The sequence below is a fragment of the Candidatus Neomarinimicrobiota bacterium genome (genome assembly GCA_041862535.1).
Classification (GTDB): Bacteria; Fidelibacterota; Marinisomatia; order SCGC-AAA003-L08; family TS1B11.
In genome coordinates this window covers 1-20,021 of record JBGVTM010000104.1, presented here as the reverse complement: position 1 = coordinate 20,021, position 20,021 = coordinate 1, and the positions used below count along the sequence as shown (strand labels likewise).

Below are 20,021 nucleotides of genomic sequence, written 5' to 3'. Positions count from 1 at the left end.
GACCGCCACCAACCTGCCAGATGCCGCGTTCGTGGTGCTTGGCAGCCTCGGCTACTGCTAAGGTTCTAATTTCCGCCTCTGTCAGTGGCAGTACTTCAGCGGCGGCTACTGTGGGCTCTCTGATCACAGACGGGAACGGCAGCGGTTCACCGGTCGCGGGATCAAAGCGCAATTGAGTCGTATCCGGTTCAGCTTCCAGGGTCAGGCCGGTCAGGGGATCGAACCGCAGCTCGGGCTTTTGATCCAGCGGTTCACCGGTCGCGGGATCAAATTGGGGCTGCTGCTTTTTCGGTGGCTTGACCTGGGCCAGCGCTACTGGCAGAGTACGTGGTACGGCATGGGACCGGGGTGCGGTACCAAGGCGTGATGAGGAGGTAAAGAGATTCAATCCCATACTGGCAGTCACCAGGATACCGGAGCGATGACGGTTGCCGCCGCCTGGGGTCTCCCGGCGGCCATGATAAGTGCTCTGTATCAAGGAAGCATCCACCTGAAACTGGGTAGAGATACCGGAAGGGGAGAACCTCTCCCTGCCCAGCGTCACACCAACGCCCAGACTGCTGAACCGGTAGCCCCTCGGCTCTTCCCAATAACCCTGCTGCAGGCTGCCGAGCGCGAGCAGGCCGTGAAAGCCGGCATAAGTGGTTCGGTGCTCATTGGTGGCCGTAACCAGCGCGGGGCGCAGTTGTGCAGGACTTTGCCGCTGCGATAATAGGATCTCGGGGTAAGGTTGATTTCGCCCTGCAGACCGAATTTCCAGGGGGATCCAAAAGAAGACAGGTGGTAGCGTTTCAGTTCTCCCCCGAGGATATAATCCGGTAAGGGATCGTTGGCGTTGAGACCTATACCGGCATACAGACCGGCCTCACCCTTTTCCCTTCCGATGAGCAGGGCGACTTCCCCCCGCAAGCCGGCAACGCCCGTAAAACCGGGGTCGCCATCCATTTCCTCGGGGCTAATTGACAGCACACCGCTGCCGGAGACCACCCTTTCATTCGGTTCCAGCAGGCGCTGCGTTCGCAGGTGGGCGTTGTTGTAGCAGCCCCACAGGCCAGCCAGTGCCAGGATGAAAAGCAGTTGAAACCAGCGGCGGGGCATCTTATTCGGTGAGCTCAATGACCACCTCCTGGTAGAAGGTCTTGTAGCCCCACCATAGGCCTACCCCGGCGCCCAGGAGCGCGGCCGTGGCCAAAGCCGTCGGATCGGCTCCCGGGACGGTGAGGGTTACAATGCCGACTCCAAGACCACCACCAAGAATTCCACCCATCAAGGCCAGGCCGGCTTCCGTGGGGCCCGGCTTCAATGTCACCGCCGTGACTTCATCGATGGAGAAGACAAGCTGCTCGCCTTGCACGTCCAGCGTGAAGCTGTAGAAATCCGCCCCTACGAATTGGCCCTCTATCCAGCGGCCATCCGCCAGGGTCAATTGGACGCGCTCATCCTGCCAGTGCTGGGCCAGCTTGCGGGCGCGGATATTGCGGGCCGAAAGATCCGCTCCCTGCTCCTGAGCCCTGAGGGAGAAAGGGCTGGCAAACATCAAGAATAGCAGCAATGGTACTGCAATATTTACCCGGTGCATAGCGGTCTCCTTCTGACAGCGATAATCTTATCCATTATAACTCGTAGAACTCCCAGTAGAGCAGGAGGTAAGGTTCCTGGAAATGGATGCCGAGGCGGAAGGTCTCGCCGAAGGCATACAGGAAGCCGAAGTCGAAGTCCACCGTCCGGTAGTCACCCTTGGGTGAGTCGAGCACAAAGGGCGTCTCATCATACATGTAGTCCTTCACAGTCTGATTGACGGTGCGGAACTTGTGCCCGTTATCGGCCCACATTTTCATCTGCAGCTTCAGTCTTTTGGACAGGTCATACTCAAAGGCCAACCAGGCCCGGAAGGGAAGCACCATGTTCTTTTTATCCCAGGACCAACCGGCCACGAGTTCGGGCTGACTCAGGATGAGACTATTGGTCTTAAACCCGAGGTGCCAGCCCATTTTCCCCCGGCCGGTGGCCAGGGAACGGCGGGAGGATAAAACCAGATAGGTCTCCCAGTAGAATTTTTGGGACTGGTCGGGCATAACCTCAGAGACATCCAAACCGATTTCGTTAAGGGAACTATTTAGGGTATCATTAACGACATATTGAGCATATTTGGCCACGAGTGTTTGCATGGGATGGTGGTTGAACATATGCAAGCCGATAGCGGCGCCCACCTCGGATACACCCGTCTCCCGCTTGTAAAACTGGAAGAGGGGGTGGAGATTCAGATCACCCATGAAATCACTACCAAAGCTGCTGCGAACCATGAACCGGTCGGTGAAGGCATAGCCTAGAGAGAGGCCGCTGAGGTAGACGGTATTGGCCGGGAGGGGAAAGGCGGTGGGATCCATGAGAACATCGGTCAGGACTGCCTCACCGCGGTAGAAGGTCTTCTTTTCCTCCGCCCAGGGGACCTTTCTGCCCCCATGATAGCGATCCATATCCTTAATGTCTTTCTTACTAACGACCACATCCCCGTACGGGGATCGCAGGACGATCTCTTCCGGGGTCTCCTTCAGAACCGGACCGACATAGCGGGTGTCATTTTTCTTGGTGATGTGGGCGGTCTCTTCCAGGATGGCACCGGCGGGAATCTTCAGCAAGCCATCGATGGTCTCGATGTGGCAGATATCCTCGACTATCTTCATAATGGTGCCCTGGATGATGTTACCATCGACCAGGAGGAAGCGTTTGGACATGCCCACTTCCAGGATTTCAGCCAGTATCGGTTCCGGTGGTGGCCTTTTTTCGGTATTTTCGGCCGCCCTGGCCGGTGTCTCGGCGGGAAGCGGTATCACCGGTGGGGCAGGCGGGTTATCGGACTGGAAGAGCCGAATGAGCTCGGCGCCATCCTGCCGACTCAGGCTGTAAAGCGGCGCGCCCCACTTGCTGGTCAGGTATTCGTTCAAGGCTGCCGGAGTGAATCCCTGCTCCCGGGCCAGGGCCCGAATGGCATTGGCCTGTGCCGGCAAAATGGCTTCCTTCTCCTGGGCAAAGACAGGAGCCGAAATGAGCAAACTCAGGCCCAGAATCCAATGGCTTATAATCTTCATGATAATTACCCCTTCTTTGGTTGGGTTCCATTCTCACTTCCGCGTGAATCTGCACAATCCAGCGATCACCGTTGTCATGGCATTGTCAAAAGATGGTAAAAGATTTGTCAGTGAAAGATTAAGGAAAGCCGCCGGCAGGGTAACGGTGGGGACTATGAAGGCAGGGTCAATATGCAGGCGGTGGTACCAGGGTACCTGCCGCCAGAGATATCCCCCAGGCTTAGAATTGAATATTCACGCCCAGAGCCGGGACGGGGTGCTGACCCGCTGTCAGGATGGTAGGACTCACAGCCAGCCGAAAGGACTGATTGTGAGCGCTCGCAATCTCGCGCTGCGGTTCCAGAGCCCGGAAGGTCAAGTAGGCGCCGGTCATATAGCTGATAATGTCGCCTACCATTAAGCCTTTGCTGGATTGATCCAGGTCCAGGATATAAGTAATACCGCGGAAGGCGGTGTACGCGGCGAAGCTGCCTAAGCCCACAATAGCCGTTTCCCCGGTAGTGAGATCAAATCCGCTCCCCAATTTGTAGGCCGCATAAGTGACGCCATCTATCGAAAGGAGTAGAGTCATCAGGAGAGGCTTGTAGTCGGGTTCTGTTATCAAGACCAATTCCAGGCCCATAATACTTCCCAGGAGGGATCCTAACGACATGAAGTAAGCGTCGCCCATGGTGAGGGATTCGTTCGAGAACTGGCGCCAGCCCAGATAGCTACCGCCCAAGTAGCCGCCATAAAGGAGGAGGCTATTCAAACGGAGCCAATTCTCCTCATCTTTGGGGCCTTCTTCGGCTGTGACGAGCAAGTGACCCATAAGGGCATTAAAACTGGCCAGCCCGCCGGCGCTGGTAATGGCCAGGGCCTGGCCATCGGAAGGCCGCCACTGCCGATAGAGCCGGTCTCCCATACCAATACCCACCGGCACCGACACCATCATATAGGTCAAGAGAATCTTGGCCTCAGGATCGAACTCTTCCCAGCGGTCGGGGCCAATCAACATAACGAGGGGATAAGCGGAAGCCAGGCCCAATCCGCTGCCGGCATTCTGGAAGGTGGCGCGGGCGAGCGGAATATCCATGTTTTTGGTGTACTGCCAGGAAAAGTAGAATCCACCGGTGATCGCCAGGAGCTGCATGCCGGCATAAACCGACCCAGACTCGACACCCAAAACATAGGGCAGGGCCCAACCATATAGTCCGTTGCCATAGAGCATGTTCTGGGCGATGACTCTCCGCCGGCCTGTCCGGGACAGGCCGATGGAGACCTCCGTTGTCCCGGCTACCCGGCGCTGAATCTCAAGGATCTCATCCTCTTCCAGGCCGAGGCTTTTCTGGAGCAAATCCAGCATTTCCCGCTCATCCTTACTGACCTTACCGTCCGCCATGGCTTTGCGATAAGCGTCCTCATAAAGCTGTGATTGAGCAGAAAGGACACCGACCAACAAGATAAGCGAGAAAAGTATGCTTCGCATGATAGGACCCTTCGTGATGATTGGACCGATATGCCCCAAAACGAGCATATTCCTAAACGGAACGGGGGACTATTTACCTCCGACGGCGGGGAAAGGCAAGGAAATTCGCCCGCAGGGTGCTATACGGGGTTTTGACGCTAAAACCTGCAGTCACGCCCAGTTATAGAAAAGCCCCCAGGCCGGTCCATCAAGGCACCTGATCCCGGGGGCTTAGGGGGAAACGTCCGTTAAGAAGAAAGTCAGTCCTGGAACTTGATGGTGCAGCCGAGGGCTTTGGTAGTGGCCTTCTTGACGGGCTTATCAGCCAGGCAGGCATCCAAGGCATCGGCCAGGTAGGCCTCTTCCACCTGCTCGGGGTGCTTGGAATTGTCGTCAATGGCCCCCCGGTAGACCAATTTGCCGTCAGCGTCAAACAGGAAGACGTGGGGGGTGTGGGTGGCGCCGAAGGCGATGGCCAGCCGGGAATCCTTATCCAAGGTGTAGTAGAAGTTGTAGCCCTTATCTTTAGCGCGGGCCTGCATGTCGGCGTAGCCGTCGCCTTTATTCCGGTAGGCCTTGTTGGAATTGACAGCCACGAAGCCGAAACCCTTGGGCACGTAGGTGCCGGCCAGCTGCACGTAGCGCCCCTCCCAGGCATGCACCCAGGGGCAGGTGTTGCAGGAGAATATCACCACCAGGCCTTCAGGGCCGGCGATATCACTCAAGCTCAGCCGCTTGCCGCTCACATCCAGCATCGTAGAGTCAGCCAGGGGGATGCCGGAGCCCAGCGCCAGCTCCTTCCCGAAGATACCGGAAACCAGCAGTAGAACAACAGGTAGTACTTTCAGGGGCAATCTCATTCGACCCTCCTCTTCGGTTGATCGGTTAGTGCAACAGGGCAGCCTGAATGGCGGCCTCAAATTTTTCCTGGGGGGCCTTTCCTTCCCAGAGATCCACCACCGCCCCGGACTGCCGGCCATAGACGATGGTAAAGGGAATGGCCCCAGACCATTCCCGGGCAATTCCGTCGATGAAGGGATTATCCTTTTCATCCTTGATGAAGGTCAGGCCAGCTACTCCCTGGCGCTCAAGGAAGGCGGTTACCCGTCCGGTCTGATCCAGCCAATCAACGCTGACGAAGTAGGTTGCCAGACCTTGGCGGCGATAGTGGCGATCCAGGTCGACGATCAGGGGGAATTCTTCCACGCAGGGGGCGCACCAGGTGGCCCAGAAGTTGACCAGTACCGCTTCCCGGCCCTGGTGCGCGGCCACTTTCTGAAGGATGTTCGCAGCTGTCGCCCGCTCAAGGGTAATGGGAGTGGTAGCCGGGCCGCAGCCGGCCAGCCCAACCGCCACCAATAGCGCATAGGGCCACGGTTGGTGAGGCGATAAGAACCGAATCATACTATACAAACCAATCAAGCAGCTCAATCCCTTACTGTAGATGAAAGTGACCAGCCATAAGTGCCCCTAGCAGCTTCAAAGAGTAACGACTTATCCGCACCCTTCAATGTTGGTTGCGCCAGCGAGACCGTTTGCTTGTAACAGTGGAAGTTAATTGCGACTCAAACAATAAAGTAAACCCATTGTTCCCGGCGGAACCAGGGCCCAGTTTCAATTTTCAAGAGAATTCATCGGGAGCAGCTCCAGAAAGAGAAGGGCATCCATTATATTGAAGGCATTAAATTGTCATATATTAGCGGGAGCAAGATGGATAAGACGATCACACTTGATGACTTTGCAGCGCTAGACCTCCGGGTGGGAACGATTCTGGAGGCCCGTCCGGCACCGAAGACCCGCAAGCCCGCTTATCACCTGAAGATCGATTTCGGCGAGCTGGGTCAGCGGACCTCCAGCGCGCAGATTACCGACCACTATCAGCCTGAGGAGCTGGTGGGGCGGCAGGTGATTGCCGTGGTCAACTTCCCGCCCAAGCGGATCGGGGATTTCGAGAGCCAGGTGCTGGTGCTAGGTGTGTACGAGTCCGGCGGCGCGGTGCGCCTGCTGCAGCCCGACAGGGCTATCGAGAACGGAGCCCGCCTGAAGTGACTCATCCTGTACCGGGCAAGATCAGAGCGGTTATCTTCGACATGGACGGGGTGGTGGTGGACTCCGAGCCCCTGTACCAGCGGGCGGAGGAGCGGCTTTTCCGGGAGTATGGCGTCAGCATCCCGCAGGCTGACTGGCAGCTTTTCCGGGGCTGCACCGAGGAGCGCTTCTACCAGCTGACCCGGGACCGCTATGGCATCAGGGAGCCGGTGGAGATCCTACGCCGGAAGGGCCGGCAGTACGTCCTCGCGGCGTTCGAGGCGGAACTGGATTACAAAGATGGGTTCTTCGAGCTTCAAGCACAGCTTAAGGGGCGCTATCGCCTGGGACTGGTTACCTCCACCCCGGGCGAAATCTTTTCGTGGATGGAGCAGAAGCTGGGCTTGAGGCAATACTTCCAGGAGGTGGTTTATGGCGGCATGACCGCTAACAGCAAGCCGCATCCCGAGCCCTACCTGGAGATGATGCGCCGCCTGGGGGTAGCGCCCAGGGAAGCGGTGGTGGTGGAGGACTCCATCAACGGTCTCAAGTCGGCCCTTTCGTCCGGTGCCTGGACAATCGCCCTGACCGGAACGGTCCCCCGGGAGGACATGCCCCGGGCTCACGCGGTGGTGGACTCGCTGGGGGAGATCACACCGGCACTGCTGGAGGGGTTCGCCCAGGGACCTGACATTATCTAAAGTAGCCCATGATATGAATACGCCGATGAGCCTGATCACTATCGTGGGATACCAATGAGAGAAGAGGACATTCCTCAGTATCAAACCAAGCGGGTGCGTTTAATTCCGCTCACTGATAAGTGGGTGGAGCAGCTAATTGAGTGGCGGGCGCAGCCGGAGGCCCAGCAGCACCAGCCGATCACAGCGCTGGGGCGGGAGCAGCTGCGCCGGTACATTCAATCCAAGAAGGCGAAAAAAGCATTTGATCTGGAGCAGAATGACTATATTCTGATCATTGAGGACGAAGAGACCGGCGTGGGGGTGGGTTGGATGACGCTGGAAATCGCATCCCGCGTGCACGGCCTGGCCCGCATCGGATACACCATCAGCGCGGAGCACTGGGGGCAGGGATATGCCACCGCGGCCGTGAAAAGCATTGTCTACCTGCTATTCAGCCAGACGCCGGTTGAACGCATCGAGGCAGACTGCTCGGTCAACAATCCGGCTTCCCGACGGGTGCTGGAGAAATGCGGCTTCCGATACGTGGGCACCAAACGGAAATATCTCGTTATCCAGGGCCAACGTGTCGACCATCACAACTTCGAGTTATGCAAGGAGGATGTCACTAGCTCGTAAGACAGATCGCGGAGCGGTAGTGACGATAAGGGAGGTTCAGTTTGCCCGGTGCTTACGATGAGGCCCTGCAAATTCTGGCGGGATTGAGTCCCGAGTACGGCGAGGCGCAGGCCAATGCTGGCCCGGTGGTGGCCGCCGCCCTGATGGCATTGGACCAGCCCAATGCCGTGGTTCCCTGGGTGCAAGACTATCGGGGCCGCCTGGAACCGATGCCGGGAGCGAAACAACCTCTTACGCGCGACAACTGGCGGTCGGCGCTAGGGGATATGACCAGGATCGGTGACTGGGTGTCCTTTTTCCAGCGTGAGTTGCGGCAAGCGCCCTGGGCGGTAGTCCTGCGGGACTGGGTACTACGCCTGGCGCCAGGGATAGCCGGTGCCGCCGGCCACGGGTTCATCCGGACAGCACAGGCGATCCGGAACCTGGCTCTCGAGGAGACGGACCTGCGCCGGGGCGAGCTGGCGCGAGGCATGGGTTACTGGGCGGCGCGCTTTTTGAGGCTACCAGGAATTCTCGGCAGCCCCACTGCCGGCAGCTTGTTACCGGTGGAGGCACTAGCGCGGATTAAATGGCAGTATAAAAAGCGCCCCCGCAGATTCAAACAGATCGGCGAGGGGCTGCAGGGTCTCAGTGGATTTTCCCCCTTCGCCGGGGTCATCAACCTGGTGAAAATCCCGGCTGAGCCTCCGGAACTCATCTCCCAGACTACCGAGGCCATGGCGCGGGTATTTCTGGCTCACAGCCATGATCCCATTAAAATAATTCCCTTCATACTGGCTGTAGCGGTTCCCAGTGCCCTGCGCGACGTCATCCGGTACGTGGGGCCGGAGGGGGTTTCCGCTCTGCTGCGGTATGGCTGGCAGTTTGCCGGGGCCATGTATGCCATCTATGGCCGGGCCAATCCCATCGAGACCTGGGAACAACCCAGCGAAGACCGGCAGCAGCTGGCGGAGCAGGCGGTCGCCACCGGGAGCGAGTATGCCATCATTTTCAGCGACGTTTGCCTGCGCGAATACGCCGTTCATTCTCAGCCCGTATACCTGGCTGCCGCCTGGGAGGCGGTGGCACGTCTGTCACCCCCTAGCCAGGACAAATCCAGCGGCGACACCCAGGAATAAGCACCCACGGCTAAAGGGCGGTGATATGCACCGACTACGCCGTTGGCGCCTCCCTATCGAGGCACTAAATTAGTCTGTCATCGTTTCCCATTCCTGAAAGGTTATATATCATCCACCTCGCATCAGGAAGGTCTTATTCCATGAATCAGCACCGACGGCTTCTCTTCTGGTCTGCCAGCTTAGTCGTAGTCCTGTTGGCCCTGGTTCTCCCGGGGTCGGCCCAGGACCGGGGATTCAGCAATGAGCGCTCCACAATCCACTATACACGGGACCGCAGTTACGATCTTCAGCACTTGAAGCTGGATATCTCCTTCGACCACGCGGAGGGAAAGGTCATGGGCACGGCAACCACCACCCTTGCCCCCATCAATGACGGCCTTACCCGCGTAGTTTTCGATGCGGTTGACCTGTCCATTGAATCGGTAGCTCTGAAGGTGGACGTAGCCATTGAGACCACTTCAAAAAGGGGTCATCGCCCGTTAGCTTATAGCGTTGAAAATGGACAGCTCATCATTAATCTGGACAAGGCTTATGCCAGTAGTGAGCCCATTATTCTGGAGGTAGCCTACCAGGCCCGGCCCAGAAAGGGGCTCTACTTTGTCCGGCCCGACGAGGCCTATCCCGACAAACCGTGGCAGATCTGGAGCCAGGGCGAGATGGAGGAAAGCCGCTACTGGTTCCCCTGCTATGATGCCCCCAACGACCAGATGACTACGGAAATGATCGTCACCGTCCCCGAAGGCCAGCTGGCCATTTCCAACGGCGAGCTGCTGGATGTCAGGCGCAATGAGAATACCGGTACGGTGACCTACCGCTGGCGGGAGAACGTCCCCCACGTGACCTACCTGGTATCAGTGGTGGTGGGTGAATTCGCCGAGGTTCGTGATGAGTGGGAGGGGATTCCCGTCTTCTATTATGTGGAGCCCAGGTACCGGGATAAGGCCGAGCGCTCCTTCGCCAAGACCCCTGATATAATAGGCTACTATTCAGAGATGATCGGCATCCGGTACCCCTACGAGAAATATGCCCAGACCACCATCGCCGATTTCATCTGGGGCGGGATGGAGAATATCAGCGCCACCACGCTCACCGAAAACACCCTGCATGATGAGCGGGCCCAGCTGGACGTCTCCAGCGCCGGTCTGGTGGCCCATGAACTGGCGCACCAGTGGTGGGGTGATCTACTGACGGTCAAGAACTGGAACCACATCTGGCTCAACGAGGGATTTGCCACCTATTTCGACGCGCTCTACGTTGAGCATGACAAAGGGCGTCAGGAGTTTATCCTGAGGCTGGATGGCTATCGCCGGGCCTACCTGGCGGAGGATTCCCGCCAGTACCGGCGGCCCATCGTCACCAACCGCTACGAGGACCCGGAACAGATGTTCGATCGCCATAGCTACCAGAAGGGGGCTCTGGTTTTGCATATGATCCGCACGCTGCTGGGGGACGAGCTATGGTGGAAGGCTATCCGGCATTATGGCCGAACCCACACCGGGCACACCGTGGAAACCAATGATTTCAAGCAGGCCATCGAGGATGCCACCGGTCGCTCGCTGGAGGGCTTTTTCGACCAGTGGATCTACCACGGTGGCCATCCCGAGTACGCGGTGTCCTGGAAATGGGATCGGAAGCGACAAGCCGTGGCCCTGGAAGTCAAGCAGGTCCAGACGGTGGACCAGCTGACACCCCTGTTCCAGATGCCCATCGAAGCCGCCGTCACCGGGGACTTCGGCAGCGAGACTTTCATCATCCAGGTGGAAAAGGCCGAAGAGATTTTCTACCTACCGGTCCCGTCCAAGCCCAGTCGCGTGGAATTCGATCCCAATGACCATGTGCTCAAGGAGCTCACTTTCCCGAAGCCGAAGGGGGAGGTATTGGAGCAGTTGTCCCAGGCGGGTGACTTGAGCCGGATGCGGGCGGCGGAGTGGCTGGCCGAATACACCGATCGCAAGGTCAGCGCTGCATTGGGCACCGCACTACGGCAGGACCCATTCCGTGGTGTCCGTTCCAAGGCGGCCTGGTCGCTGGGCAAGATCAAGACCAAGGCAGCCCGGGACTCGTTGCTGGCCAACCTGCACGACGAGCATACTCAGGTGCGGCAGGCGATCATCGCGGCCTTAGGGAATTATACCGGTGATGAGCAGGTGGCAGCCGCCCTGGAGGAAGTGTTCCGCGGCGACAGCAGCTACTATGCCCAGGCGGCCGCCGTGAGAAGCATTGCCCGAATCGCGACCCCTAACGCTTACGACCTATGTGTGGAGGCCCTGGAAGTGGCCTCAGACCAGGAGGTTATCCGTGGAAGCGCCCTGGACGGGATGGCGCAGCTAAACGATCCCCGCGGAGTGGACCATGCCCTCGCCTGGGCGGCTTACGGCCAGCCCCCTCAAGTCCGCACCGGCGCCATCGCCGCCCTGGCCGACCTGGCTGACGTGGTCCCGGTCAGGCGGGTGGAAATTCGAGACCGGCTGGTATCCCTGCTGGAGGACCCCGATTTCCGGGTGCGATCCGCCGCCATCAGAGCCCTGGGGAAGTTGGGCGATCCCAAGACTATTCCAGCTCTGAAGGCCAGCCTTGAGCGGGAGGCGCACTTCAAACACCGCGGGGCGGCCAGGGAGGCTATCGCGAAGATTCAGCAGGGGAGCGACTAGCCAATCGGCTGGGGCTGATGGCGGACTCTTCCGAAAAGATCTCCGTTTCCGGAAGTAAAGCTCTACAGGCGAACCAGCAGGCAGCCTAAGACATCGCAGTGGGTGATCTTTATCAGCAGCTTAGTGCAAGGGTCATTGGAAGCAGGAAATTTTAAACATCCTTTCCCTCTGTTTACCGGTGAGTAAATGGGATTAAATTATATAAAGGGGGAAAATGTGAATGTCATAGAAGTATCTAACAAGGCTCACCTGGACCGATTCATAGACTTCCCATATCAGCTTTATAAAGGGCATCCTTACTGGGTGCCTCCGCTGCGGGTGGATATAAAAACCCAGCTGTCGCCGGACAAGCACCCTTTCTACCGCCACGTAGCGCACACTTTTTTTCTAGCGACCCATAGCGGCCGCGATGTGGGCCGCATGGCCGTCTTTCACAACCGCAAGCACAACCAGGTATACCGGGTGAACGTCGGCATGTTCGGTTACCTGGACATGGTGGATGATATTGAGGTAACGGCGGCCCTCATGGAAGCGGCGCGCGCCTGGTTGAAGCAGTTCGAAGCCTCCCACCTCCAGGGTCCATATAACCCCGATGTCAACGGCTCCATCGGCATTCTTAAGGACACTTTTGATTCGCCGCCCATGATCCTGATGCCTTATAACTACCCCTATTATGCCCAGCACCTGGAACAGCTGGGCTTCGCTAAGGTGAAGGATGTGTGGACCTACGAGCTGCGTACGCCGGTGGAGGTTCCCCAGCGATTGATCGAATTCATCCAGAGAATCGAAGCCAGAGGCCGCTTTTCCATTCGCAGGATCAATATGAAACGTTTCTGGGATGAGGTGGAGTTGGTGAAAAAGATTTATAATGAGGCGTGGGCCGAGAACTGGGGTGCCCTGTGGTTGGACGACGAGGAGTTCGCCCACATCGCCAAGGACCTCAAGCTGCTGGTCGATCCCGATCTGGCCTACATCGCGGAAGTCGACGGCCGAGTGGCGGGCTTCTCTATTGCTCTGCCCAACATTAACGAAGCCCTCAGGCATCTGCCCGGTGGACGCCTTTTTCCTCTGGGGCTATTCAAGCTCCTCTGGCACAAGCGGCGCATCAGCTCTCTACGGGCCTTTACGATGGGTGTGCTGAAACCCTACCGGCAGTTGGGTATTGACGCCGCTTTTTACCTAAAAACCTTAACGACCGGGCTGGATAAAGGTTACCATGTGGGAGAGGCGTCATGGATTCTGGAAGACAACACCATCATGAACAACACCCTGCAAAGAATTGGCGCTCAAAAAATAAAGACTTACCGCATTTATGGCCAATCCATCTCGTGAGCGCCCACCAGGGAGCGCGAAGTTCAATGCGGGCACCGGAATGCGACCCAGGCAGTCATTGAATAATCCGGAATTGGGTAAGCGATAGAAACCGTCCGGTGGTGGGTTTGAGTTCACCTCCAGCCATGGCCGAACAGACTTGATTACGAACCTACCATCCCGGGGTCCGGCCGTGTAAATTGGGATTTCAAGCACAAGGAACCTATTTTGCGTATCCTGGAGGTTAACCGCCCGGCTCTGTTGCGCCGGTTCATCGATCTGCCCTACCAGCTCTACAAGGGGCATCCTTACTGGGTCCCGCCACTGCGGCTTGACATGAAAGCCCAGCTCTCGCCGCAGAAGCACCCCTTTTACCGCCATGCCTCCGCGGCCTTCTTCCTCGCCACCCGCAACGGGCGTGACCTGGGGCGCATCGCCGTTTTCCACAACCGCAGGCACAACGAGGTTTACAACGTCAACGTGGGCATGTTCGGCTACCTGGACATGGTGGATGAAGTGGAGGTCACCGCCGCCCTTCTGGATGCAGCGCGGGATTGGCTGAAGCCGTACGGAGCCACCGAGATCATGGGCCCGTTCAGTCCCGATATTAACGGAACCATCGGTATTTTAATGGACGCTTTCGATTCACCCCCCATGATCTTGATGCCCTACAACTACCCCTATTACGCCGAGCATCTGGACCGGTTGGGCCTTGCTAAGGTGAAGGACGTGTGGGCCTACGAGTTGTATACGCCGATGGATTTCCCGCAGCGCTTTATCGATCACTTGCGTAAAATGGAGAGCCTGGGGCGTTTCACCATTCGTAATGCAAACATGAAACGTTTCTGGTATGAGGTGGAGTTGGTGAAGCAGGTCTACAACCAGGCGTGGGCCGAGAACTGGGGTGCTCTCTGGATGGACGACGAGGAGTTCGTCCATATGGCCAAGGACCTCAAATTACTGGTTGATCCTGGGTTGGTCTACTTCGCCGAGGTCGGTGGCAAGGTAGCCGGCTTTTCCTTGATTCTGCCCAACATCAATGAAGCCCTGGCCCACCTGCCGGATGGTCGCCTCTTTCCATTCGGCCTTTTCAAGCTGCTGTGGTACAAGCGCAAGATCACCTCCATGCGGGGCTTTGCCATGGGGGTTCTCAAGCAATACCGGCGCATGGGCATCGATGCCGCCCTGTACCTTAACGTTTTCCAAACCGGTATAGCCAAGGGATATCGCATGATCGAGGGCTCGTGGGTCCTGGAGGACAACGCCGTCATGAACCAGACGTACGCGAAGCTGGGCGCCCGCAAAGCCAAGACCTACCGTATCTACGGGCAACCTATCGCAACGGACGAAAGCGACTAGTTATCCAGGTATACCATCTCCCCTGATGGGGCCCTTTAGCGGGAGTTTCCATTCATGCACATTTTTCTGACGGGCGCATCGGGCTTTATCGGCAAGAACCTGGTCCCTTATCTGCTTTCCCGGGAGTGCCAGCTGACGTGCTTGTTGCGGGATCCCAACCGACTGCCTGAGGAGCTGCGCTCCCAAGTTGCCGTGGTGGTGGGTGACGTAACCGATATTGGACCGGCGGTGGCGGGTGCCCTGGCGTCGGTTGAGGCGGTGGTGCATCTGGCGGGCTGTTTGTGGGGCCACACCTACGACGCCTTTGACCGGGTCAACCGCCAGGGGACGGAGGCGCTGGTGACGGCCGTTAATCAGGCTAATATGCCTCTCAGGCGGTTCGTACAGCTCAGCACCCTTGCGGCGGCGGGACCCGCCCGTCCCGGCGAGCCGCTCACAGAAGACTCACCGGTGGCACCCATCTCATGGTATGGGCAGACCAAACTGGGCGGAGAGCGAGCCCTAGCCGCGGCCGGTTTCCCCTGGTCAATCATCCGACCACCGACGGTCTACGGTCCCCACGATCAGGACGTGTGGCGGTTTTTCAAAATGGCAGCCCGGCACCTACGTCCGAGCCTCAGAGGCGGGCATCTGGAGCTTTCCCTCATCCATGTCAGGGACGTCTGCCAGGCCATCTGGTTGGTTTTAACGCGGGAGACCCGGCCGCAGTCAACCTACTTCATCAACGACGGCCAGGCGATTCACTACCTGCGAGATGTCACCGCCCTGGTGGCTGAGGCCGTCCGCACGTGGACGATCCCAGTGCCCCTTCCCGGGGGACTGGTTCGGCTGGCAGAAGGGGTGATGGCCATCGGTCGACTGGTCGGATTGAAGCCGGCGCGCCTGACACCGGACAAGCTGCGGGAACTGCGCCAGGGGGCCTGGACCTGCAGCGCCGACCTGATCACTGAGCAGCTGGGATTCAAGCCCAGCGTGCGTTTGGCACAAGGCATTACCGAAACGACGGCCTGGTATCGAGCCCACGGCTGGCTATGAAATCCGTGCGCTACCATTTCGATCGGCTGCTGCTATGGTACCTGGCGGGGATTTTTGCCATCACTTTCGTGGGGTCCTATTTCGGCCTGTTCTATCTGGTCAATGCTGTGGTCCATGTGATTCTAATCATTATGGTTTTACGCTTTTCGAGCATTCCGACCCCCTCCGGACCGCGAGCGTGGTTGCGCTGGTTTTATCCCCTGCTGCTGCTGATACCGCTGCATTACGAAATAGAGCTGGTAGGAACCCTTTTTCACAGCGGAGCAACCTTTGATGAGTTGGTGAAGGGGTGGGATCGCTGGTTGTTTCGAGGGCACCCGCATCGTTTTCTGGCCGACCAGCTGCCCGGGCCCTGGTGGCGCGAAATCTTTCACTTATTTTACCTCACCTACTATTTCATCGTCGCCTGCGGGTTCTGGACTGCCTGGCGGCAAGGACGCAAGTCAGCACGCCAGGCGGGGACCAGCGTATCCCCGGATTTCTTGAGATATGCCTTTGTGTTTCTGGGGACTTTCCTGACCTATATGTTTATCTTTATCCTTTTCCCAGTGGTGGGTCCCCTGGACGACCGGTTCCTCCGGTTCCACGGCCAAGGCCTACTCGGGCCGTTCATTGATCTGCTTTACGCTACGGGTGACAGCGCCGCCGGGGCCTTTCCCAGCTCCCATGTTGGGGAGGCCGTGGCAATCTACTTACTGCTGCGGCCCCGGTCTCCCGCCATGCGCGCTATCTTTATTGCCGTTATCATGGGGCTTACGATTTCCACGATCTACGGCTCTTTCCATTACGCGATTGACTCCCTGGCGGGATTAGTCACCGGCGCGTTGTTCTATATCCTATGGAGTTGGATTTACCGGCGATTGAGCGTGGAACCTGGCACCCATAAGGAGGCATCAGGTTAGCGGGCACGTTCCAGGGTGGGAAGGTCTAGTAATAGGAGAACAGGAACCGCATATATTTGAGGTTCTGTTCAAACAGCTCGGGGTCAGCACGCTGGGTGCGATCCTCATATACTTCGGTGAGGAAATTGAAAGCCCTGCGGTGGAGTAGTTTGAGCAGCTTCAGTCGCAGTGGCATGGTGCGGCCCAGATAGTCCTTGGCAATCTCGATGAGGGGCTCAATGTGCTCGCGATAAACCTTGTTTTCGAAATGGCTCTGCGGAAGGACATGGTCAGTAATATTAATGGACCTGATCAGTTTCAGGCCATAATGTTTGGCGCGTTCCAGATACTTATCCTCAATGCTAATGACCCGCCTGAATAGATCGGTCTCGCGCTTTTTGAATGTCCCCGACACCAGCAGGTAGCCGCCCTTGTTCAGGTGAGCGACCGCCTGCTGAAAGCCGACGTCGTTGTCAAAATAGTTTTGCGATTCACTCATCAGGACCAGATCAAATTTTTCCGACGATTTGAATCTTTCGAACGGCGTCTGATAAAAGATCAAATTCCCGTCGCGCCGGTTTTCGAGATACTTCCGATGATTTTCGTCCGGGGATATCGCGGTGACTTTATACCCCCTTTCGGCAAGCGTGGCCGAGATATCACCAATGCCACACCCGACATCCAGAATATTCGATACCTTTTCGGGAATAAGATCAATTAAGGTATCGGTATACCGCTGTTGGGCGATTCTGAGGTTGGCCAGAGTCAGCTCATCGTCATCTTGCCAGTAGCCATAGTGGAGGGATTTCAGCTTGAGGACACTGATGAGAAACAGCAGTTCAAAATCAATTTTTTGTGGGGGGTGGTTCGCGTGCGTCATTGGTCCCTAGTTAAATTATTATTGATCCGGGCTTCTGCCTTGAGGGGGCCTTTTATACAAGCAGTTCTGCACTTAAAGTGACAATAGAGCTTGGGGATATAATGAAGCTAAATTTAAGGTAAATTCATATTAGATTATTTTCAAGGAAAATGTTTAGCTACCGTTGCCTGCGAGTGAAGGCTGCCCTCTGGACAACATCAGGAAGTAATTCTTTTGTGCCTGTGGTCAGCCACGGTCCTAGATGACGAACAGTCAACCCGCACCCAGTCTCTACTTCAGCGATCCGGTTCAGTACGTTAAGGGCATCGGGCCGGTTCGCGCGGAAGCGCTGGCAGAGGTCGGGATCATGACAGTGGCGGACCTGCTGTATTACTTCCCCCGGCGCTATCTAGACCGGCGCAATGTGGCCCTTATTTCCGACCTGCGAATCGGCGAGCAGGCCACCGTTCTAGCCCGGGTGGTCGGACAGGGCATTAAATACACCCGCCACCGCAAATTCTTCCAGGTCACCGTCACCGACGACAGCGGGACCCTGGCCTGTGTCTGGTTTCACGGCCTGGAATGGATGCAGAAACGGTTCCGGGTAGGGGACCGGGTGGCCGTCCACGGGAAGGTGGAATTCTACCAGCATCTGCAAATGGTGCATCCCGACTTCGACCTCCTGGACGAGGACGAGGACCCCCTGAACACCGGTAAGATTGTTCCGCTCTACCCCGGTACGGCTGGTCTGAAGGCCAAGGGTCTGGACAGCCGTCGATTCCGCCAGGTCATTCGCGCTTGCTGGGACCGGCTGGCTGCCGTGCCGGACCATTTTACCTCCGCTTTCCGCGGCCAGTACAGCCTGCCGACCCTCACGGAGAGCTTGAAGCAGATCCATGCGCCGGATGACGAGGAATGGCTGAGTCGCGCGACCCACCGCTTGAAATTCGATGAGCATTTTTTCCTGCAGCTGCTGATGGCCCTGCGGCGCCGGTCACTGGAGGCGCTTCCGGGACGTAAATTTCCCGAGCTAGGCCCCATCGTGGGCCAGATTTACCGTAGTCTGCCCTTCCAGCTCACGGAGGCCCAGGTGCGGGTGATGCGTGAAATACGGGCCGATTTTCAATCGGGACGGATGATGAACCGCCTTTTGCAGGGCGATGTGGGCAGTGGCAAGACGGTGGTGGCCCTGCTGGCGGCGGCCATCGTGGCCGGGGAGCAGGCACAGGTAGCGGTGATGGCTCCCACCGAAATTCTGGCCGAGCAACACTTCCAGGCCTTTAAGGCCCTGACCACCGGGGTAGACTTCCCCATGGCCTTGCTTACCGGCAGCACTCCCAAACCCGAACGTGCCTCCCTGCTCAGCGATCTGACCGATGGCCGGATGCTACTGGTTGTCGGCACCCATGCTCTCATCCAAGAAGATGTAGCCTTCAGGGATCTGGCCTTCATCATCGTAGATGAACAGCACCGCTTCGGCGTGGTGCAGCGGGGACGGCTCATGGACAAGGGAGTCTACCCCCACGTGCTGGCGATGACCGCGACGCCCATCCCCCGTACCCTGGCTATCACCTACCACGGAGACATGGACGTTTCCCTGCTGGATGAGATGCCTAAAAACCGGGGTGGAGTTATTACCCAGGTAGTGGAACCTGAGCAACTGGAGGAGATCTACACCTATATACGCGGGGAGGTGCGTTCAGGCTGGCAATGCTTTGTGGTCTTTCCGGTCATTGAGGAATCGGAAGTAGGGGACCTGAAGGCAGCCAAAGCCGGGTTTATCCACCTGAGGGACAAGGTTTTCCCCGACCTTAAGGTTGGCTATCTTCACGGCCGCATGAAGGGTATCGCCAAGGAGGCGGTCATGAACGCCTTTCAGGCACGGGAACTGCAGATATTGGTTTCCACCACGGTTATCGAGGTCGGGATTGACGTGCCCACCGCCAGCGTGATGCTGGTGGAAAATGCCGAGCGATTCGGTCTGACGCAGCTGCACCAGATGCGTGGGCGGATTGGCCGGGGCGCCCAGGAAGGACGCTGTTTTCTGGTGCAACGTGGTGGTGGGGACGAGGCGAGCCAGCGGCTAAGCATCATCGAGCGTACTGTCAACGGGTTTGAAATCGCCGACGAAGACCTTAAATTGCGCGGCCCTGGAGAGCTTTTCGGTGTTCGGCAGCACGGCTTCGAGAAGATGCGCATGGCCGATCTGGCAAGTGACGGTCCCATCATTCGGGCCGCCCGGCAAGCGGCCTTTTCACTGATCCGGAACGACCCCAATCTAGGCCAGCGGGAACACCAGCCCTTGAAACAAGTTCTCATCCAAAAGTACCGTCACCAATTGGATTTTGTAACCATCAGCTAGCACTATGACCGAAACCCAGACCAGTTTCACTGACGACCAACTCTTCATCACTCTCGTAACCGATCTTACCACCCAGGCCTGGGTGGCCCTGGGCAAGATCAAGCATCCCATTTCCGATAAAATCGAGCGTAATATTCCAGCGGCGGGTATCATCATCGACATGCTGGACATGCTAAATCGGAAAACGACCGGTAACCGCACCGAGCTGGAAGACCGGCTGCTGCTGGATTCACTGCAACAGCTGAAGCTGAACTACATAACCGAAGCCAGCAAGCCTGCGGAACCGGAAGCGGAAGCAACCGAAGGTGAGGTGGCCGAGGAAGAGAAGGCTACACCGACAGCTGATCAGGAGAAGCCGGCAGCAAAACGTACACGTAAACGGACAGGCGCCGTCAAGGAGGCTAAGCCCACTGGGCGAAAGAAGACCCCGGCCGCCGGTGCCAAGCAGAAGAAGTCCAGCGGCACCAAAAACGATCAATCAGCCAAATCACCTGCCCCGGATGAAAATGATGCCTAGAGCCCATCGCCTAATCGCCGTTTTTCTCCTTCTGTTCTCGTTCCTACT

General features: G+C 57.6%; 19 protein-coding genes. 11 read left to right on the top strand and 8 right to left on the bottom strand.

Annotated elements, in window-relative coordinates; translation table 11 throughout:
• From ACETWG_04040 to ACETWG_04010, 7 genes are all read right to left on the bottom strand, one after another.
• Window positions 1–544, bottom strand: a 544-nt coding sequence (locus ACETWG_04040; protein MFB0515760.1) for a hypothetical protein, incomplete at its 3' end; no start/stop codon positions are given.
• On the bottom strand, window positions 541–1,116 hold the full coding sequence (locus tag ACETWG_04035) for a hypothetical protein (GenBank protein ID MFB0515759.1): 576 nt from the start codon (window positions 1,114–1,116) through the stop codon (window positions 541–543). The genes ACETWG_04040 and ACETWG_04035, both read right to left, overlap by 4 nt.
• Complete coding sequence (locus ACETWG_04030; GenBank protein ID MFB0515758.1) at window positions 1,100–1,579, bottom strand: hypothetical protein; 480 nt, start codon at window positions 1,577–1,579, stop codon at window positions 1,100–1,102. Before ACETWG_04030 ends, ACETWG_04035 begins: the two co-directional genes overlap by 17 nt.
• 34 nt (window positions 1,580–1,613) lie before the next feature.
• Window positions 1,614–3,089 (bottom strand): hypothetical protein, encoded by a 1,476-nt coding sequence (locus tag ACETWG_04025; GenBank protein ID MFB0515757.1) that lies wholly within the window; start codon window positions 3,087–3,089, stop codon window positions 1,614–1,616.
• 220 nt (window positions 3,090–3,309) lie between these two features.
• Window positions 3,310–4,557 carry a hypothetical protein gene (locus ACETWG_04020; protein ID MFB0515756.1) on the bottom strand — a complete coding sequence of 416 codons (1,248 nt, stop codon included), beginning with the start codon at window positions 4,555–4,557 and terminating at the stop codon, window positions 3,310–3,312.
• A 239-nt stretch (window positions 4,558–4,796) separates the two neighbouring features.
• Complete coding sequence (locus tag ACETWG_04015; GenBank protein ID MFB0515755.1) at window positions 4,797–5,396, bottom strand: thioredoxin family protein; 600 nt, start codon at window positions 5,394–5,396, stop codon at window positions 4,797–4,799.
• A 25-nt stretch (window positions 5,397–5,421) separates the two neighbouring features.
• The gene (locus ACETWG_04010) at window positions 5,422–5,940 is read right to left on the bottom strand and encodes a TlpA family protein disulfide reductase (protein MFB0515754.1); all 519 of its coding nucleotides are present in this window, start codon (window positions 5,938–5,940) and stop codon (window positions 5,422–5,424) included.
• Window positions 5,941–6,246: 306 nt separating this feature from the next.
• Here ACETWG_04010 and ACETWG_04005 point away from each other — a divergent pair, with 306 nt between their 5' ends.
• The 9 genes from ACETWG_04005 to ACETWG_03965 all read left to right on the top strand — a co-directional run bounded on the left by ACETWG_04005 (window position 6,247) and on the right by ACETWG_03965 (window position 16,256).
• Window positions 6,247–6,585 (top strand): tRNA-binding protein, encoded by a 339-nt coding sequence (locus tag ACETWG_04005; protein ID MFB0515753.1) that lies wholly within the window; start codon window positions 6,247–6,249, stop codon window positions 6,583–6,585.
• The gene (locus tag ACETWG_04000) at window positions 6,582–7,265 is read left to right on the top strand and encodes an HAD family hydrolase (GenBank protein ID MFB0515752.1); all 684 of its coding nucleotides are present in this window, start codon (window positions 6,582–6,584) and stop codon (window positions 7,263–7,265) included. Before ACETWG_04005 ends, ACETWG_04000 begins: the two co-directional genes overlap by 4 nt.
• 54 nt (window positions 7,266–7,319) lie before the next feature.
• Entirely contained in the window at window positions 7,320–7,880 is a 561-nt protein-coding gene (locus ACETWG_03995) for a GNAT family N-acetyltransferase (GenBank protein MFB0515751.1), read from the top strand.
• A 41-nt stretch (window positions 7,881–7,921) separates the two neighbouring features.
• Window positions 7,922–8,998 (top strand): questin oxidase family protein, encoded by a 1,077-nt coding sequence (locus ACETWG_03990; GenBank protein ID MFB0515750.1) that lies wholly within the window; start codon window positions 7,922–7,924, stop codon window positions 8,996–8,998.
• Window positions 8,999–9,138: 140 nt separating this feature from the next.
• Window positions 9,139–11,649, top strand: a complete 2,511-nt coding sequence (locus tag ACETWG_03985) for a M1 family aminopeptidase (GenBank protein ID MFB0515749.1) — start codon at window positions 9,139–9,141, stop codon at window positions 11,647–11,649.
• Window positions 11,650–11,865: 216 nt separating this feature from the next.
• Window positions 11,866–12,981 (top strand): N-acetyltransferase, encoded by a 1,116-nt coding sequence (locus ACETWG_03980; GenBank protein MFB0515748.1) that lies wholly within the window; start codon window positions 11,866–11,868, stop codon window positions 12,979–12,981.
• Between the two features lie 207 nt (window positions 12,982–13,188).
• Window positions 13,189–14,319: an N-acetyltransferase family protein gene (locus ACETWG_03975; protein ID MFB0515747.1), complete on the top strand. Its 1,131-nt coding sequence runs from the start codon at window positions 13,189–13,191 to the stop codon at window positions 14,317–14,319.
• A 54-nt stretch (window positions 14,320–14,373) separates the two neighbouring features.
• Complete coding sequence (locus ACETWG_03970) at window positions 14,374–15,354, top strand: NAD-dependent epimerase/dehydratase family protein (GenBank protein MFB0515746.1); 981 nt, start codon at window positions 14,374–14,376, stop codon at window positions 15,352–15,354.
• Entirely contained in the window at window positions 15,351–16,256 is a 906-nt protein-coding gene (locus ACETWG_03965) for a phosphatase PAP2 family protein (protein MFB0515745.1), read from the top strand. The genes ACETWG_03970 and ACETWG_03965 overlap by 4 nt, the downstream gene beginning before the upstream one ends.
• A gap of 25 nt (window positions 16,257–16,281) precedes the next feature.
• On the opposite strand, the gene ACETWG_03960 is transcribed toward ACETWG_03965, so the two are convergent.
• The gene (locus ACETWG_03960) at window positions 16,282–17,115 is read right to left on the bottom strand and encodes a class I SAM-dependent methyltransferase (GenBank protein MFB0515744.1); all 834 of its coding nucleotides are present in this window, start codon (window positions 17,113–17,115) and stop codon (window positions 16,282–16,284) included.
• Between the two features lie 241 nt (window positions 17,116–17,356).
• On the opposite strand from ACETWG_03960, the gene recG reads away from it, so the two are divergent.
• Both recG and ACETWG_03950 read left to right on the top strand, forming a co-directional pair.
• Window positions 17,357–19,456: an ATP-dependent DNA helicase RecG gene (gene recG, locus ACETWG_03955; GenBank protein MFB0515743.1), complete on the top strand. Its 2,100-nt coding sequence runs from the start codon at window positions 17,357–17,359 to the stop codon at window positions 19,454–19,456.
• Between the two features lie 4 nt (window positions 19,457–19,460).
• On the top strand, window positions 19,461–19,973 hold the full coding sequence (locus ACETWG_03950; protein MFB0515742.1) for a DUF1844 domain-containing protein: 513 nt from the start codon (window positions 19,461–19,463) through the stop codon (window positions 19,971–19,973).
• Window positions 19,974–20,021: the final 48 nt, after the last annotated feature.

What these genes read in the sequence shown, in the direction of transcription:
- ACETWG_04030 (MFB0515758.1), bottom strand. Translation starts at nt 1,579, where the DNA reads ATGCACCGGGTAAATATTGCAGTACCATTGCTGCTATTCTTGATGTTT.
- ACETWG_04025 (MFB0515757.1), bottom strand. Translation starts at nt 3,089, where the DNA reads ATGAAGATTATAAGCCATTGGATTCTGGGCCTGAGTTTGCTCATTTCG.
- ACETWG_04020 (MFB0515756.1), bottom strand. Translation starts at nt 4,557, where the DNA reads ATGCGAAGCATACTTTTCTCGCTTATCTTGTTGGTCGGTGTCCTTTCT.
- ACETWG_04015 (MFB0515755.1), bottom strand. Translation starts at nt 5,396, where the DNA reads ATGAGATTGCCCCTGAAAGTACTACCTGTTGTTCTACTGCTGGTTTCC.
- ACETWG_04010 (MFB0515754.1), bottom strand. Translation starts at nt 5,940, where the DNA reads ATGATTCGGTTCTTATCGCCTCACCAACCGTGGCCCTATGCGCTATTG.
- ACETWG_04005 (MFB0515753.1), top strand. Translation starts at nt 6,247, where the DNA reads ATGGATAAGACGATCACACTTGATGACTTTGCAGCGCTAGACCTCCGG.
- ACETWG_03995 (MFB0515751.1), top strand. Translation starts at nt 7,320, where the DNA reads ATGAGAGAAGAGGACATTCCTCAGTATCAAACCAAGCGGGTGCGTTTA.
- ACETWG_03985 (MFB0515749.1), top strand. Translation starts at nt 9,139, where the DNA reads ATGAATCAGCACCGACGGCTTCTCTTCTGGTCTGCCAGCTTAGTCGTA.
- ACETWG_03970 (MFB0515746.1), top strand. Translation starts at nt 14,374, where the DNA reads ATGCACATTTTTCTGACGGGCGCATCGGGCTTTATCGGCAAGAACCTG.
- ACETWG_03965 (MFB0515745.1), top strand. Translation starts at nt 15,351, where the DNA reads ATGAAATCCGTGCGCTACCATTTCGATCGGCTGCTGCTATGGTACCTG.
- ACETWG_03960 (MFB0515744.1), bottom strand. Translation starts at nt 17,115, where the DNA reads ATGACGCACGCGAACCACCCCCCACAAAAAATTGATTTTGAACTGCTG.
- recG (MFB0515743.1), top strand. Translation starts at nt 17,357, where the DNA reads ATGACGAACAGTCAACCCGCACCCAGTCTCTACTTCAGCGATCCGGTT.
- ACETWG_03950 (MFB0515742.1), top strand. Translation starts at nt 19,461, where the DNA reads ATGACCGAAACCCAGACCAGTTTCACTGACGACCAACTCTTCATCACT.